Annotated in this window: 12 protein-coding genes, 5 tRNA genes and 1 pseudogene; 9 read left to right on the top strand and 9 right to left on the bottom strand. The window is 62.1% G+C overall.

Annotation, left to right across the window (positions count from 1 at the left end):
• Nucleotide 1: 1 nt before the first annotated feature.
• The 5 genes from ACF8RA_RS12820 to ACF8RA_RS12800 all read right to left on the bottom strand — a co-directional run bounded on the left by ACF8RA_RS12820 (nt 2) and on the right by ACF8RA_RS12800 (nt 4,595).
• Entirely contained in the window at nt 2-862 is an 861-nt protein-coding gene (locus ACF8RA_RS12820) for a branched-chain amino acid ABC transporter permease (protein ID WP_176685542.1), read from the bottom strand.
• Nucleotides 863-927: 65 nt separating this feature from the next.
• Nucleotides 928-2,130, bottom strand: a complete 1,203-nt coding sequence (locus ACF8RA_RS12815) for an ABC transporter substrate-binding protein (RefSeq protein WP_392519219.1) — start codon at nt 2,128-2,130, stop codon at nt 928-930.
• A gap of 90 nt (nt 2,131-2,220) precedes the next feature.
• The gene (locus ACF8RA_RS12810) at nt 2,221-2,985 is read right to left on the bottom strand and encodes a FadR/GntR family transcriptional regulator (RefSeq protein ID WP_020192253.1); all 765 of its coding nucleotides are present in this window, start codon (nt 2,983-2,985) and stop codon (nt 2,221-2,223) included.
• Between the two features lie 267 nt (nt 2,986-3,252).
• Entirely contained in the window at nt 3,253-3,483 is a 231-nt protein-coding gene (locus tag ACF8RA_RS12805; protein WP_014589594.1) for a PP0621 family protein, read from the bottom strand.
• A 92-nt stretch (nt 3,484-3,575) separates the two neighbouring features.
• Nucleotides 3,576-4,595: an outer membrane protein assembly factor BamD gene (locus ACF8RA_RS12800; protein ID WP_004577276.1), complete on the bottom strand. Its 1,020-nt coding sequence runs from the start codon at nt 4,593-4,595 to the stop codon at nt 3,576-3,578.
• 147 nt (nt 4,596-4,742) lie between these two features.
• Between ACF8RA_RS12800 and rluD the strand changes: the two genes are divergently transcribed.
• From rluD to ACF8RA_RS12760, 8 genes are all read left to right on the top strand, one after another.
• The gene (gene rluD, locus ACF8RA_RS12795) at nt 4,743-5,705 is read left to right on the top strand and encodes a 23S rRNA pseudouridine(1911/1915/1917) synthase RluD (protein ID WP_003247554.1); all 963 of its coding nucleotides are present in this window, start codon (nt 4,743-4,745) and stop codon (nt 5,703-5,705) included.
• Nucleotides 5,702-6,442: a peptidoglycan editing factor PgeF gene (gene pgeF, locus ACF8RA_RS12790; protein WP_176685544.1), complete on the top strand. Its 741-nt coding sequence runs from the start codon at nt 5,702-5,704 to the stop codon at nt 6,440-6,442. Before rluD ends, pgeF begins: the two co-directional genes overlap by 4 nt.
• Nucleotides 6,443-6,690: 248 nt before the next feature.
• Nucleotides 6,691-9,255 carry an ATP-dependent chaperone ClpB gene (gene clpB / locus ACF8RA_RS12785; RefSeq protein WP_176685545.1) on the top strand — a complete coding sequence of 855 codons (2,565 nt, stop codon included), beginning with the start codon at nt 6,691-6,693 and terminating at the stop codon, nt 9,253-9,255.
• Nucleotides 9,256-9,617: 362 nt separating this feature from the next.
• Nucleotides 9,618-9,693 (top strand) — tRNA-Asn (locus ACF8RA_RS12780).
• Nucleotides 9,694-9,697: 4 nt separating this feature from the next.
• Nucleotides 9,698-9,774 (top strand) — tRNA-Pro (locus ACF8RA_RS12775).
• Between the two features lie 6 nt (nt 9,775-9,780).
• A tRNA-Lys gene (locus tag ACF8RA_RS12770) sits at nt 9,781-9,856 on the top strand.
• Nucleotides 9,857-9,903: 47 nt separating this feature from the next.
• A tRNA-Pro gene (locus tag ACF8RA_RS12765) sits at nt 9,904-9,980 on the top strand.
• A 5-nt stretch (nt 9,981-9,985) separates the two neighbouring features.
• A tRNA-Lys gene (locus tag ACF8RA_RS12760) sits at nt 9,986-10,061 on the top strand.
• A gap of 187 nt (nt 10,062-10,248) precedes the next feature.
• On the opposite strand, the gene ACF8RA_RS12755 is transcribed toward ACF8RA_RS12760, so the two are convergent.
• The 4 genes and pseudogenes from ACF8RA_RS12755 to ACF8RA_RS12740 all read right to left on the bottom strand — a co-directional run bounded on the left by ACF8RA_RS12755 (nt 10,249) and on the right by ACF8RA_RS12740 (nt 13,050).
• Nucleotides 10,249-11,544 carry an NAD(P)/FAD-dependent oxidoreductase gene (locus ACF8RA_RS12755; protein ID WP_176685546.1) on the bottom strand — a complete coding sequence of 432 codons (1,296 nt, stop codon included), beginning with the start codon at nt 11,542-11,544 and terminating at the stop codon, nt 10,249-10,251.
• A gap of 84 nt (nt 11,545-11,628) precedes the next feature.
• Nucleotides 11,629-11,802: a DUF3094 family protein gene (locus tag ACF8RA_RS12750; RefSeq protein WP_176685547.1), complete on the bottom strand. Its 174-nt coding sequence runs from the start codon at nt 11,800-11,802 to the stop codon at nt 11,629-11,631.
• A gap of 132 nt (nt 11,803-11,934) precedes the next feature.
• Nucleotides 11,935-12,564 carry a DUF1780 domain-containing protein gene (locus ACF8RA_RS12745; protein WP_003247546.1) on the bottom strand — a complete coding sequence of 210 codons (630 nt, stop codon included), beginning with the start codon at nt 12,562-12,564 and terminating at the stop codon, nt 11,935-11,937.
• Nucleotides 12,565-12,619: 55 nt separating this feature from the next.
• A pseudogene (locus ACF8RA_RS12740) lies at nt 12,620-13,050 on the bottom strand (hypothetical protein).
• An 86-nt stretch (nt 13,051-13,136) separates the two neighbouring features.
• Here ACF8RA_RS12740 and ACF8RA_RS12735 point away from each other — a divergent pair.
• Nucleotides 13,137-13,844: an energy-coupling factor ABC transporter permease gene (locus ACF8RA_RS12735; RefSeq protein ID WP_392519218.1), complete on the top strand. Its 708-nt coding sequence runs from the start codon at nt 13,137-13,139 to the stop codon at nt 13,842-13,844.
• Nucleotides 13,845-13,930 lie beyond the last annotated feature (86 nt).

The raw sequence follows: 13,930 nt of genomic DNA, 5'->3' as shown, positions 1-13,930 counted from the left end.
CTCAGGCTCTCCCGAACAGGCCGTAGGGACGGACCAGAATCACTGCTGCCATGGCGCCATAGATCATCAGGCTGGCGCCTTGCGGCCAGAGACTGGTCATCATGCTTTGCACCACACCCACCAGCAGGCCGCCAACCAGCGCCCCGCCGAACGACCCCATACCGCCAATCACCACCACCACGAAGGCAATGCCGAGGATCTCTGGGCCGACGAAGGGCTGGGCGCCCCGTAGCGGCGCGAACAGCACACCCGCCACACCCGCCAGGCCCACGCCCAGGGCGAATGTCAGGGAGAACAGGCGGAAAATGTTGGTGCCCAACAGCGACACGGTTTCGGTGCTTTCGCTACCGGCCCGCACCAATGCGCCGAAACGGGTGCGTTCCAGCAGCAGCCACAGGCCAATACCGATCAGCGCTGCGAAGCCGATCAGGAACAAGCGGTAGTAGGGGTAGATGAAGTCGCCGAGTATCAGCACCCCGCGCAGTTCGGGTGGCACGGCAATGCTCTTGCCCACCGGGCCCCAGATCAGCACCGACGCTTCCTGGATGATCAGCGCGATGCCGAGGGTGACGAGGATCTGGAAGGTGTGTGGCAGGTGGTAGATGCGTTTGATCAACAGGCGCTCGACCGCCCAGGCCAGCGCGGCCACCACCAGTGGCGCAATCAGCAGTGCCAGCCAGAAGTTGCCGGTGACGGCCACGGCGGTGTAGCACAGGTAGGCGCCCAGCAAGAAAAACGCGCCGTGGGCGAAGTTGACGAAGTTGAGCAGGCCGAAAATGATCGTCAGGCCCACGGCGATGAGGAAGTAGATCATCCCCAGGCCCAGGCCGTTGAGCAGTTGGAACAGGTACAAATCGAGCATGAGCGTGCCCTCGACAGCGCGCTGGGCGGCTGCCTGTACAAGTGTTTGTGACTAACGCCGCAGCTTCAGGCCAGGGCGCAACCGGTGTGATCGACCTCGACGAACGAGCGGCCCGAACTGATGACTTCGGCCAGGTCGTCCTCGTCGCGCATCTGCCCCTGGGGCTTGCCTCGCAGCAGGTAGTAGTCCTTGAGCACCTGGTGGTCACCCGGGCGGATCAGTTCTTCGCCGGTCGGGCCCTGGAAACGCATGCCCTGCAATGCCGCAGACACGGCGGCCCCGTCCAGGCTGCCGGCCTTGACGATGGCCTCGAGCATCACCTTGGTGCCGATGTAGTCGGCGGCCAGCGGGTAGTTGGGGTTGATGCCATAGGCCTTGCGGGTGGCGGCGACCAACTGTTTGTTCAGCGGGGTGTCGACCTGGTGCCAGTACTGCGCGCCCAGGTACACGCCCTCGAGCACGTCGCTGCCCAGCTCCTGGAACTGGTCGAGGCCGGCAGACCACACCATCAGCACTTTCATGCGGTCCTTGATGCCGAAGTTGACTGCCTGGCGCAGGGCGTTGGAGGCCTGGCTTCCGAAATTGAGCAGCACCAGCACGTCGGGCTTGGCGGCGATGGCGTTGGTCAGATAGCCGGAGAATTCCTGCTCCTGCAACGAGTGATAGCTGTTGCCGATGTGTTCTACGCCGAGCTCGGCGAACACTCTGCGGGCGTTGTCCAGCAGGGCATCGCCGAATACGTATTGCGGGGTGATGGTGTACCAGCGCTTGGCCTGGGGCAGTTGGCGGCTCATCGGCACCAGGGTTTCGCGGATGGCACCATAGGTGGGCACCGACCAGCGGAAGGTTGAGGCATTGCAGTCCTTGCCGGTGATTTCATCGGCGCCCACAGGCGTCATGAACACGCCGCCGGCTTTGTGGATCTCCTTGGACACCGCCAGTGCCGAAGACGACAGGGTGCAGCCCTGGAAAAAGCGTGCGCCATCCTGGCCGATGGCTTCCTGTACCTTGCGCACCGCCTTGCCGGCGTTGCCTTCGGTGTCGATGACTTTGTATTTGAGCGGGTGCCCGAGCAACTGTGGGTGCTCGGCGATGGCCAGGCGCGAGCCCATGTCGGCGTACTTGCCGTAGCTGGCGAAGGCGCCCGACATGGACTTGAGCCCATAGAAGGTCAGCGGTTGGTCGGCGAATGCTCGGTGTGCCCCCAAGGGGAGGCTACCTAAGGCACCCAGGGCAAGGCCTGCCTTGAGCAGGGTACGTCTTTGCATGAGTAACTCCTTGTTTGTGGTTATTAGGCAGGAGTGGCAATGACAAAGCGGGTACGGCCGGGCCTGTGTGCAGGCCTCTTTACAGGCGCATCAGTGGTGGTGATCGAACTCCAGCAGGAAGTTACGGGCAACCTCGCCTTCCAGCGCGGTCATGTGGTGCTCGGCGTCGCACATGTGTTCGTGCATCAGCCGGCGTACGGCGGGTTCGTCGCTGGCGCGCAAGGCGGTCAGCAGTTGCTTGTGGTAGTCGATGTTGGCGGCGGCGAACTGCTGGCGCTTGGGCAGGTAGGCCTTTTTCAGCACCACCAGGTCGCGCAGCAGGTCGTTGAGGAACACCGCCATGAAACGCAGCAACGGGTTGGGGCAGCGATTGGCCAGCAGGGTGTGGAATTCAAGCTCCGCCAAGCGCTGCTCACGCTGGCCTTCTTCGCTGTCTTCCGGCGCGCTGCAGAAGTCGATGTTGGCCTGCAGCGCGGCGTAATCGGCTTCGCTCAGCTTGCCCATCACCGACACCGCCAGTTCTACCTCGATGACTTTGCGCAGCTGGTACACCTGCTCGCCGTCCAGGTGCTGGAAGTGCAGGTAGTTGCGCAGCGCGCGGCTGGCTGGCTCGGTGCCCACTTCGTTCAGGTAGGCACCCCCGGTCGGGCCGGTGCGGGTGCTGACCAGGCCTTCTACCTCCAGTGCCTTTAGCGCTTCGCGGGCGGTGCCCTTGGAACATTCGAAATGCTCCATCAGCTCCCGCTCGGTAGGCAGGCGGTCGCCGGGGTGCAGCGCTTCGGTGACGATCGAGCGCTTGACTGATTCGACGATCACATCGGACAGCTTCTGGCGCTTGCGTTTGGGTTTGAGCATTTCGCTATTTTTCATATTTATGCGGATAAATAGGATTTAGCGAATTTTGGCCGGACGGGTCAATGCTGGCCGGGGGGGAGGGGTCGTAAATGGTGTTAAAGGGTCGGGGAGGGATATGTGGAACACGAAATTGCAGATAAAAACTGTGGGAGCGGGCGTGCCCGCGAACACCGGCGAAGCCGGTGCCATACACCGTGGTGCCTGCTTCGCGGGCAAGCCCGCTCCCACAGATTTCGAATTGGTTTCAGGATTGAACAGGCATCGTGTTCAGCCTTGGTGGCCAGGGCCCTGCTGCAGGTGGGCCTGGCTGCAATACCACTCATTACCCTGCTGCAGCGCCCGGTCGTTGGGCAGGTGCACACCGCAATGGGCACAGCGCACCATCTTCAGCGGCGCATCCAGCTTCGCCTCGGGGTGCGACTGCTGGCTGACTTTGTATTTGCGCCACAGCCAGAACGCGGCGGCGATCAGGGCGATCCAGAAAAGTAGGCGAACCATGATGTCCAGCTTGTCGGTTGAAGAAGCCGACAGTCTAGGACGCGGCCATAAAAAAAGGGAGGCCTGGCCTCCCTTTCATTCACCACTGAAGGTCAGTCGAACAGACCAAAGGTCATGTAGCTGAACCAGGAACGGTCTTTCTCGGCTTCTTTCGGGCCTTCCGGCACGATAGGGTCGCCGTTCTCGTCTTTAGGCAGCAGCTCTCGCGGCATCTCGTCGCGCGCGTCCTGGAACTGCTTGACCACGTCCTGGTTGGCGCGGGTTTCGCCTGGCGGCAGCGGGGTATCGGTTTCGATCAGGCCCAAGGTGGCCTTGGACAGCCAGCCGCGGCCGTCAGACTCGGTCTGCTTGGGCTGGAACTCGCCATCGACCAGGCTCGGGTGGTCCGGGTAGTTGAGCTTGAGGGTTTCCAGGCTCGTGGCGGCCAGTTCGTCCAGGTGCAGCTTCTGGTACGACTCGACCATCACCGCCAGGCCGTCACCGACGGACGGGGTTTCCTGGAAGTTTTCCACCACGTAACGGCCACGGTTGGCAGCCGCTACATAAGCCTGGCGGCTCAGGTAGTAGTCGGCCACATGGATTTCGTAAGAAGCCAGCAGGTTGCGCAGGTAGATCATGCGCTGCTTGGCGTCTGGCGCGTAGCGGCTGTTGGGGAAACGGCTGGTCAGCTGGGCGAACTCGTTGTACGAGTCGCGGGCAGCGCCCGGGTCACGTTTGGTCATGTCCAGCGGCAGGAAGCGCGCCAGCAGGCCACGGTCCTGGTCGAACGAGGTCAGGCCCTTGAGGTAGTAGGCGTAATCGACGTTCGGGTGCTGCGGGTGCAGGCGGATGAAGCGCTCGGCGGCCGATTTGGCTGCCTCGGGCTCGGAGTTCTTGTAGTTGGCATAGATCAGCTCGAGTTGCGCCTGATCGGCATAGCGGCCGAACGGGTAGCGCGACTCCAGGGCCTTGAGCTTGTTCACGGCGCTGGTGTAGCTGGAGTTGTCCAGATCAGCCTGGGCCTGCTGGTACAGTTCGGCCTCGCTGAGGTTCTCGTCAATGACCTCTTTATTAGAGGAACAGGCCGCGGTAAGCCCGAGGATGGCGATCAGCAGCAGGTGTTTCACTCGCATGGCGGCTTGCGTCCCTTTGACGGCCGCTGTCTTGGGCGGTGCCGTCCTGTTATGATGAGCGCCCCGGCCAACCCCGGGACAAAAGAAGCCGTATTTAACCACAAGCTCGCAGCCGAAACCAAAGGCTGTGCGCCCGCCGAATCGAGCATGTCCGAGATCATTCAACTTAGCGCAGAGGTACCGTCCGAACTGGGCGGCCAACGCCTCGACCAGGTCGCCGCCCAATTGTTCGCCGAGTACTCGCGTTCGCGGCTAACTTCGTGGATCAAAGAGGGCCGCCTGACGGTCGATGGTGCAGTCGTGCGCCCTCGAGACCTTGTTCATGGTGGTTCTCTGCTTGCCCTGGAGGCCGAGCAAGAGGCCCAGGGCGAGTGGATCGCAGAAGATATCGAACTGGATATCGTCTACGAAGACGACCACATCCTGGTGATCAACAAGCCTGCCGGGCTGGTTGTGCACCCGGCGGCCGGGCATGCCAGCGGCACCCTGCTCAACGCGCTGCTGCACCATGTGCCAGACATCGTCAACGTGCCGCGCGCCGGTATCGTGCACCGCCTGGACAAGGACACCACCGGCCTGATGGTGGTGGCCAAGACCCTGCAGGCGCAGACCAAGCTGGTCGAGCAGATGCAGGCCCGCAAGGTCAGCCGCATCTACGAGTGCATCGTGATTGGCGTGGTGACTGCCGGTGGCAAGATCGACGCGCCCATCGGCCGTCACGGCGGCATGCGCCAGCGCATGGCTGTAACCGACGGCGGCAAGCCGGCGGTCAGCCACTACCGCGTACTCAAGCGCTTCCGCTCGCACACCCATGTGCGGGTCAAGCTGGAAACCGGCCGTACCCACCAGATTCGCGTGCACATGGCCCATGTGGGTTTCCCGCTGGTTGGCGACCAGACGTACGGCGGGCGCTTCCGTATTCCGCCCGCTGCCAGCCCGACCATGGTCGAGGCGGTCAAGACCTTCCCGCGCCAGGCGCTGCATGCGCGTTTCCTCGCCTTGGCCCACCCGATTACCGGTGAAGTCATGAAGTGGGAATCGCCACTGCCGGATGACTTCGTCTGGTTGCTGTCGCTGTTGAACCAGGACCGCGAGAGTTTCATCGGATGAGTGACCTGACGCAGGCGTTGCTATTCCCCGACTGGCCGGCCCCGGCCTCGGTTCGCGCCTGTGTCACCACCCGTCAGGGCGGCGTCAGCCTGCCGCCCTATGAAACCTTCAACCTCGGCGACCATGTTGGGGATGACCCTGCCGCAGTCGCCGAGAACCGCCGCCGCCTGAGCGAACAGTTCGCCATCCAACCGGCCTGGCTCAAGCAGGTGCATGGCCTGGTGGTGGCGGATGCCGACCCGGCCGTGGTGGCCGAGGCCGATGCCAGCTGGACCCGCCAGCCAGGCATTGCTTGCACCGTGATGACCGCCGATTGCCTGCCTGCGCTGTTCTGCGACCGCGCGGGCACCCGCGTGGCGGCGGCACATGCGGGCTGGCGCGGGCTGGCGGGTGGCGTGCTGGAAGCCACGCTGGACCGGCTGGCGCTGCCGCCAGAAGAGGTGCTGGTGTGGCTGGGGCCTGCCATCGGCCCGCAAGCGTTCGAAGTGGGGCTGGAAGTGCGTGATGCCTTTACCGCCGTGCACCCGCAAGCAGCTCGGGCATTCGCCGACGGCGAACGGCCAGGCAAGCTGTTGGCGGATATCTATGAGCTGGCGCGTATTCGCCTGGCTGCCCGTGGCGTGACTGCTGTTTATGGCGGTGGCTTGTGCACGGTCAGTGATGCACGGTTCTTCTCCTATCGCCGTACCCCGCAGGGTGGGCGTTTTGCATCGTTGGTCTGGCTGGACCCGCGCTAGCCGGTACCGGCCTCTTCGCGGGCATGCCCGCTCCCACAGAGATGCCATAAACGTTGAAACCGGTGGTGTACCTGTGGAAGCGGGCATGCCCGCGAATGGCCCCATTAATCCAACAGGTTGACTTCGGTCAACCCCGCTAAGCTTGAATCTTCCAGAATCAGCCTTATCTATAAGGTCATCTCAGGCAGGTTTCTTCATAAACAGGCGCTGTCCATCGCTCCGACCTGCCCTTTAAAGGAAGGTACACCATGCGAATAGACCGTTTGACCAGCAAGCTGCAACTTGCAATATCCGATGCCCAGTCGTTGGCCGTTGGCATGGACCACCCTGCCATCGAGCCCGTGCACCTGTTACAGGCGCTGCTCGAACAGCAGGGCGGCTCCATCAAACCGCTGCTGATGCAGGTGGGCTTCGACATCAATAGCCTGCGCCAGGGGCTGGTGAAAGAGCTCGACCAACTGCCAAAAATCCAGAACCCTACCGGCGACGTGAACATGTCGCAGGACTTGGCACGCCTGCTTAACCAGGCAGACCGTCTGGCACAGCAGAAGGGCGACCAGTTCATTTCCAGCGAGCTGGTGCTGTTGGCCGCCATGGACGAAAACAGCAAGCTCGGCAAGCTGCTGCTGAGCCAGGGCGTGAGCAAAAAAGCGCTGGAAAATGCCATCAACAACCTGCGTGGCGGCGCGGCAGTGAATGACGCCAACGCCGAGGAATCGCGCCAGGCGCTGGACAAGTACACCGTCGACCTGACCAAGCGTGCCGAAGAGGGCAAGCTGGACCCGGTCATTGGCCGTGACGATGAAATCCGCCGTACCGTGCAGGTGCTGCAACGCCGTACCAAGAACAACCCGGTGCTGATCGGTGAGCCTGGCGTGGGTAAAACCGCCATTGCCGAAGGCCTGGCCCAGCGCATCATCAATGGTGAAGTGCCGGACGGCCTCAAAGGCAAGCGCCTGCTGGCGCTGGACATGGGCGCGCTGATTGCCGGTGCCAAGTACCGCGGCGAGTTCGAAGAGCGTTTGAAAAGCCTGCTGAACGAACTGTCCAAGCAGGAAGGCCAGATCATCCTGTTCATCGACGAACTGCACACCATGGTCGGCGCCGGCAAAGGCGAGGGCGCCATGGACGCCGGCAACATGCTCAAGCCGGCCCTGGCCCGCGGCGAGCTGCATTGCGTAGGTGCCACCACGCTGAACGAGTACCGCCAGTTCATCGAGAAGGACGCCGCCCTGGAGCGCCGCTTCCAGAAGGTGCTGGTCGAGGAGCCGAGCGAGGAAGACACCATCGCCATCCTGCGTGGCCTGAAAGAGCGCTATGAAGTGCACCACAAGGTGGCCATCACCGACGGTGCAATCATCGCTGCGGCCAAGCTCAGCCACCGCTACATCACCGACCGCCAGCTGCCGGACAAGGCCATTGACCTGATCGACGAAGCGGCCAGCCGCATCCGCATGGAGATCGACTCCAAGCCGGAAGTGCTCGACCGTCTTGATCGTCGCCTGATCCAGCTGAAGGTGGAGTCGCAGGCGCTGAAGAAAGAAGAAGACGAAGCGGCGAAAAAGCGCCTGGAGAAGCTGACCGAGGAAATCGAGCGGCTGGAGCGTGAGTATTCCGACCTGGAAGAAATCTGGGCTTCGGAGAAAGCTGAAGTGCAGGGCTCGGCGCAGATCCAGCAAAAGATCGAGCAGTCTCGCCAGGAGCTGGAAGCCGCCCGTCGCAAAGGCGACCTGAACCGCATGGCCGAACTGCAGTACGGGGTGATCCCGGACCTGGAGCGCAGCCTGCAGATGGTCGACCAGCACGGCAAGACCGACAACCAGTTGCTGCGCAACAAGGTCACCGAGGAAGAAATTGCCGAAGTGGTGTCGAAGTGGACTGGCATTCCTGTGGCCAAGATGCTTGAAGGCGAGCGCGAGAAGCTGCTGAAGATGGAAGAGTTGCTGCACCAGCGCGTGATTGGCCAGGGCGAAGCGGTAACCGCCGTAGCCAACGCCGTACGCCGCTCGCGTGCCGGGCTGTCCGACCCGAACCGGCCAAGTGGTTCGTTCCTGTTCCTCGGCCCGACCGGTGTGGGCAAGACCGAACTGTGCAAGGCGCTGGCCGAGTTCCTGTTCGACACCGAAGAGGCGATGGTGCGCATCGACATGTCCGAGTTCATGGAGAAGCACTCCGTGGCACGCCTGATCGGTGCACCACCAGGCTATGTCGGGTACGAAGAGGGCGGTTACCTGACCGAGGCCGTGCGGCGCAAGCCTTACTCGGTGGTGCTGCTGGATGAGGTGGAAAAAGCCCACCCGGATGTGTTCAACGTGCTGCTGCAGGTGCTGGAAGACGGCCGCCTGACCGACAGCCACGGGCGCACCGTGGACTTCCGCAACACCGTGATCGTGATGACCTCCAACCTGGGCTCGGCGCAGATCCAGGAACTGGTGGGTGACCGCGAGGCACAGCGTGCGGCAGTGATGGATGCAGTGGGGGCGCACTTCCGTCCGGAGTTCATCAACCGCATCGACGAAGTGGTGGTGTTCGAGCCATTGGGCCGCGAGCAGATTGCCGGTATCACCGAAATCCAACTCGGCCGCCTGCGCAGCCGCCTGCTGGAGCGCGAACTGTCGCTGAGCCTGAGCCCAGAGGCGTTGGACAAGCTGATTGCCGTGGGTTACGACCCGGTATACGGCGCACGGCCGCTGAAACGGGCGATCCAGCGCTGGATCGAGAACCCGCTGGCGCAGCTGATTCTGGCCGGCAAGTTCCTGCCCGGTACGGCGATCACCGCCAAGGTGGAAGGCGACGAAATCGTCTTTGGCTGATTGCGTTGCACCATGAGCCCCGCGTTTGCGGGGCTTTTTCTGCCTGTTGCCAATGCCGGCACAGCCCAGCTATTTCGGGCCTTTGCGCCAACCCCGGATAACCGCCTGAAATTTTTGAAATTTTTGCTTGCATCAAATTTAGAGTGCCCCTAATATACGCCGCGTTGTCAGGCACTAAGCGAATCACCAGCAACATCAGTGATCGCAAAACAACTTACAAATCAGTAAGTTGAATGAAAAAAAGTGGTTGACAAGCAAAACGAAGAATGTAGAATAGCCGGCCTCAGCAGCGACAACGCAAAAGCGAAGAAGCTAAAGAGTCCGAAGCGAACACAGTCTTCGGAGTTGTACCGAAGTTCAGTTCCGCGATAGCTCAGTCGGTAGAGCAAATGACTGTTAATCATTGGGTCCCTGGTTCGAGTCCAGGTCGCGGAGCCAATCTCGGGGTGTAGCGCAGTCCGGTAGCGCGCCTGCTTTGGGAGCAGGATGTCAGGAGTTCGAATCCCCTCACCCCGACCATTTTCCGGGTCGTTAGCTCAGTTGGTAGAGCAGTTGGCTTTTAACCAATTGGTCGTAGGTTCGAATCCTACACGACCCACCATGTAGAAAAGGGCATCTCCAAAGAGATGCCCTTTTTTTTGAAACACTCGGGGTGTAGCGCAGTCCGGTAGCGCGCCTGCTTTGGGAGCAGGATGTCAGGAGTTCGAATCCCCTCACCCCGACCATTTTTGGGTCGTTAGCTCAGTTGGTAGAGCAGTTGGCTTTTAACCAATTGGTCGTAGGTTCGAATCCTACACGACCCACCATGAACAAAGGGCATCTCGCATGAGATGCCCTTTTTCATTTGCCCTGAATAAATGCGCCCATCGGTGCAAATCCCACCTGTTTGCCACACCGCCCCTTTGTAGGAGCGGGTTCACCCGCGAATGCGGCAGTGCAGCCACCATCGCATTCACAGGTAAACCCGCGCCATACAGGGCATGGGGGCGCCTGCTAGTGCAGCTTCAGGCGCGGCTCAGTGCCCCGGCCAATCTTGCTGCCCAGCATCATCAACGCCGTGCGGAAGAACCCGTACAGCGCCATCTGGTGCATGCGGTACAGCGACACATAGAACATCCGCGCCAACCAGCCTTCCAGCTTCACGCTGCCCATCAGGTTACCCATCAGGTTGCCCACCGCCGAGAATCGCGACAGCGAAACCAGCGAGCCGTAATCCTTGTACTCGTAAGTGGGCAGGGCCTTGTTCTCCAGGCGCGCCTTCAGGCTTTGCGCCAGCATCGAAGCCTGCTGGTGCGCCGCCTGTGCACGCGGCGGCACGTTGCGGTCGCTGCCTGGTTGCGGGCAAGCGGCGCAGTCACCGAAGGCGAAGATGTTGTCGTCGCGGGTGGTCTGCAGGGTAGGGCGCACGACCAGCTGGTTGATGCGGTTGGTTTCCAGGCCATCGATGTCCTTGAGGAAACCTGGCGCGCGGATACCGGCTGCCCACACTTTCAGGCTGGCCTGGATCACTTCACCGTCCTTGGTTTTCAGGCCGTCCTCGGTCACTTCACTGACTGCGGCGTTGGTCATCACCTTCACCCCGAGTTTTTCCAGGGTCTTGTGAACCGGGACGCTGATGCGCTCCGGCAGCGCCGGCAGAACGCGCGGGCCCGCCTCGATAAGGGTGATGTGCATGTCCTTGGGCTGGATGCGGTCCAGGCCATAGGCCGCCAGCTCGTGAGCCGCGTGGTGCAGCTCGGCCGCCAGCTCTACACCGGTGGCACCGGCGCCGACAATGGCAACGCTGATTTTCTCGCTGGCCACGTCGCCGGCGTGGGCACGCAGGTAGTGGTTGAGCAGTTGCTGGTGGAAACGCTCGGCCTGCTTGCGGGTATCCAGGAACAGGCAGTGCTGCGCTGCGCCCAGGGTGCCGAAGTCGTTGGTGTTGGAGCCCACGGCCATGACCAGGGTGTCGTAGCCCAGGGTGCGCGCGGGCAGCAGCTCGCGGCCCTCTTCGTCGAGGGTGGCTGCCAGTTGAATCTGCTTGCCTTCACGGTCCAGGCCGCTCATGCGCCCCAGCTGGAAATTGAAGTGGTTCCACTTGGCCTGAGCCACGTAGTTCAGTTCGTCTTCCGAGGAGTTCAGCGAGCCGGCGGCCACTTCGTGCAGCAGTGGCTTCCAGATGTGCGTGAGGTTGGTGTCGACCAGGGTGATTTCGGCCTGCTTGCGCTTGCCCAGGCTTTTACCCAGGCGGGTCGCCAGTTCCAGGCCGCCGGCGCCGCCGCCGACAATCACGATGCGATGAGTCATGGGAATATCTCATAAGGTTTACGGAATTCGTGGCCCTGGGGGCCGGCCGCAAACTGCACGAGGGGAGGGCGAGCGCGAAGCAGCTCATAGCACCAGTCCACTCAGCAGGCGGCTGAGGAGACCCAACCCGATGGTCACGGCCAGCACCAGCACAAGGAGCAGCCACGGCCGGAAGGGCCTGCGCTCGACTTGGTGCTGGGGGGCTCGCAGATACTCATCGACACGACGCTGATCTTCCGGGTTCAGGCGGCTGGTCATGGTGGGCCTCGTCAGGTAGACGTTTGTGACTGTGCAAACGCTACAGCGTTCGCGCAGGCGCTTGAAACAAATGATAATGCTTTCTATCCCTGGCGCCGAGTGTACGCCATCGCAAACAGTCGCTGCACTGGATCAAAGACTGATGCCTACGTCGAAGACGATGCTGCGGCCCAGGTTGCCGCGCAGGAAATCTGGCGCATCGGGGTGGGCAAACAGTACCCGGGCAAAGGTTGGCCCGACCAGCGACAGCGAGCGCCAGCCTTGGCGCAGGTATTCGGTAGGCGGCGGGAAGTGGGTGTTGAGGTCGAGCACTTCGCGCTTGAGGCTGGAGAACGCGATGATGTCCAGCTCGTTCAGCTCCAGCCCGCGTTCCCGGTAATTGTGCGCCTTCTTGCGCAAGGTGGGCGCCAGGCGCCCCAGCAGTTCGGTGGCACTGATGCGCCGTGGGCGTGCTTCGCGGCGTACCAACTGCGCCAAGGAAAACGCACTGCGTCGCCGCTGCAGCTCCTCGCGCCATTCATCGTTCAGCCGGCGGCCCTCGTCGAGCACGAAAAACACCTCGAAGGCGGCGTCGCGGAACAGCACGTCTGGTGGCTCCTGCCCGGCCGGGGTGAAGTCCTCGCTGCGGTAGGGAATGTTCAGCCCCTGCAGCAGGCGCTGGCACACCCATCGCTCCCGCTCCCACTTACGGGCGTTGGAGAGAAAGGCATTGGCTTGTTCGGCCTGGATGGTAAGCAGGCGCAGGTAGTCTGAGTCATCCATGCAGACAAGCTTAGCCGCTAATCGATGACGGTAAGATGCTGTTTAAGCGTGAGAATCAGCCCAGCACCGGCCACTGCTGCACCAGCCCGACCAGATGCACCAGGCCAAAGCCAGGCAGATCAGCGAACTGACCACGATAAAACGCTGCGAACGCCCGGTGCCCGCCAGCAATACTGGACCCAGCAGACCGCGTAGCAAATACACCAGGGTGATCAGGCAAATGACTGGTAGCAGCAAGGGCAGCCGCCCGATCGCCCCGGCAGCCGACAGCGCATAGGCCGACCAGGCCAGCAACACGCAGGCGATGGCGGCGGTGATCAGCGCCGGGTAGCAGCGGCCCTTTTCGGCGGCCACCGCCATGCGCTCGCCGGCCCCGAACAAACGGTACCAACGCGGCCCCACGGCGATGATGGCCAGGTGAATTACACCGATGATGGCGTTGAGTGCCGCTGCCAGTAGCAGAGCGGGGTTGGTTCCTTCCAGCATGACCAATGCTTCCTGCATCGAATGGAAGCGTCAGCCTACCGCAGCCGAAGGCAGGGGAGAATGGGTGTAGACTCGGTTTTATCCACATGGCTGCAAAGGGTATTGTTCAGGTGATCAGCGCGCAGGTGTTATCCGGCACCACCCTTACCCTTGGCTGGCTGGGTTATGTGCCGTTGCTGATCTGGGCGGTCAGCCAGGTTCGCTGGGTTGAACTGTTTACCGACCGGCGCCGCCAGCATTTGCTGTTTGGCACGGTGTTCTGCCTGTTTGCGCTGTGGCTGGTGCGGCGCGACTTTGATACCGGGGTGTCGTACCACTTTATTGGCATGACGGCGGTCACCCTGTTGCTGGACTGGCCGCTGGCGGTGCTGGGTGGGTTCATGGCCCAGCTCGGCTTGCTGGCGCTGGGGCGTCAGGACCTGGCGGCGCTGGGGTTGAATGGTTTGTTGCTGGTTGGCTTGCCGGTGCTGATTACCGAGGTGTGCGCGGTATTGGTGGAGCGTGCCCAGCCCCGCAACCTGTTCGTTTACATCTTTTGTTCGGGTTTTTTTCCGGCCGCGCTGACTGTGCTGATTTGCGTCCCCGCAGCGCTAGGGGTGTTGTGGCTGGACGGGCGTTTTGCCCTGCCGGAGTGGCTCAGCGACTTTGTGGGCTACCTGTGGCTGATGATGTTCCCCGAGGCGTTCATCAACGGCATGGTGATCAGTGCGCTGGTGGTGTTTTGCCCCGAGTGGCTGGAAACCTTCAACCGGACGCGGTACCTGCAGGCGCCGTGGAAGGAAGAGGAGCGATGATCATGCGGCGGCTCTGCCATCACATCTAAAACCTGACGCGGTCTTTGTGGGAGCGGCCTTGTGTCGCGAAAGGGCTGCGAAGCAGC

The sequence above is a fragment of the Pseudomonas sp. FYR_5 genome (genome assembly GCF_043106315.1).
Taxonomy (GTDB): Bacteria; Pseudomonadota; Gammaproteobacteria; order Pseudomonadales; family Pseudomonadaceae; genus Aquipseudomonas; species Aquipseudomonas putida_Y.
Note: the sequence above shows the minus strand (reverse complement) of the source record. Positions and strands in the feature narration are given on the sequence as shown.

Bases quoted from the DNA above. Each gene is read 5' to 3' on its own strand.
- ACF8RA_RS12820 (WP_176685542.1), bottom strand. From the start codon at position 862: ATGCTCGATTTGTACCTGTTCCAACTGCTCAACGGCCTGGGCCTGGGG.
- ACF8RA_RS12815 (WP_392519219.1), bottom strand. From the start codon at position 2,130: ATGCAAAGACGTACCCTGCTCAAGGCAGGCCTTGCCCTGGGTGCCTTA.
- ACF8RA_RS12810 (WP_020192253.1), bottom strand. From the start codon at position 2,985: ATGCTCAAACCCAAACGCAAGCGCCAGAAGCTGTCCGATGTGATCGTC.
- ACF8RA_RS12805 (WP_014589594.1), bottom strand. From the start codon at position 3,483: ATGGTTCGCCTACTTTTCTGGATCGCCCTGATCGCCGCCGCGTTCTGG.
- ACF8RA_RS12800 (WP_004577276.1), bottom strand. From the start codon at position 4,595: ATGCGAGTGAAACACCTGCTGCTGATCGCCATCCTCGGGCTTACCGCG.
- rluD (WP_003247554.1), top strand. From the start codon at position 4,743: ATGTCCGAGATCATTCAACTTAGCGCAGAGGTACCGTCCGAACTGGGC.
- pgeF (WP_176685544.1), top strand. From the start codon at position 5,702: ATGAGTGACCTGACGCAGGCGTTGCTATTCCCCGACTGGCCGGCCCCG.
- clpB (WP_176685545.1), top strand. From the start codon at position 6,691: ATGCGAATAGACCGTTTGACCAGCAAGCTGCAACTTGCAATATCCGAT.
- ACF8RA_RS12755 (WP_176685546.1), bottom strand. From the start codon at position 11,544: ATGACTCATCGCATCGTGATTGTCGGCGGCGGCGCCGGCGGCCTGGAA.
- ACF8RA_RS12750 (WP_176685547.1), bottom strand. From the start codon at position 11,802: ATGACCAGCCGCCTGAACCCGGAAGATCAGCGTCGTGTCGATGAGTAT.
- ACF8RA_RS12745 (WP_003247546.1), bottom strand. From the start codon at position 12,564: ATGGATGACTCAGACTACCTGCGCCTGCTTACCATCCAGGCCGAACAA.
- ACF8RA_RS12735 (WP_392519218.1), top strand. From the start codon at position 13,137: ATGGCTGCAAAGGGTATTGTTCAGGTGATCAGCGCGCAGGTGTTATCC.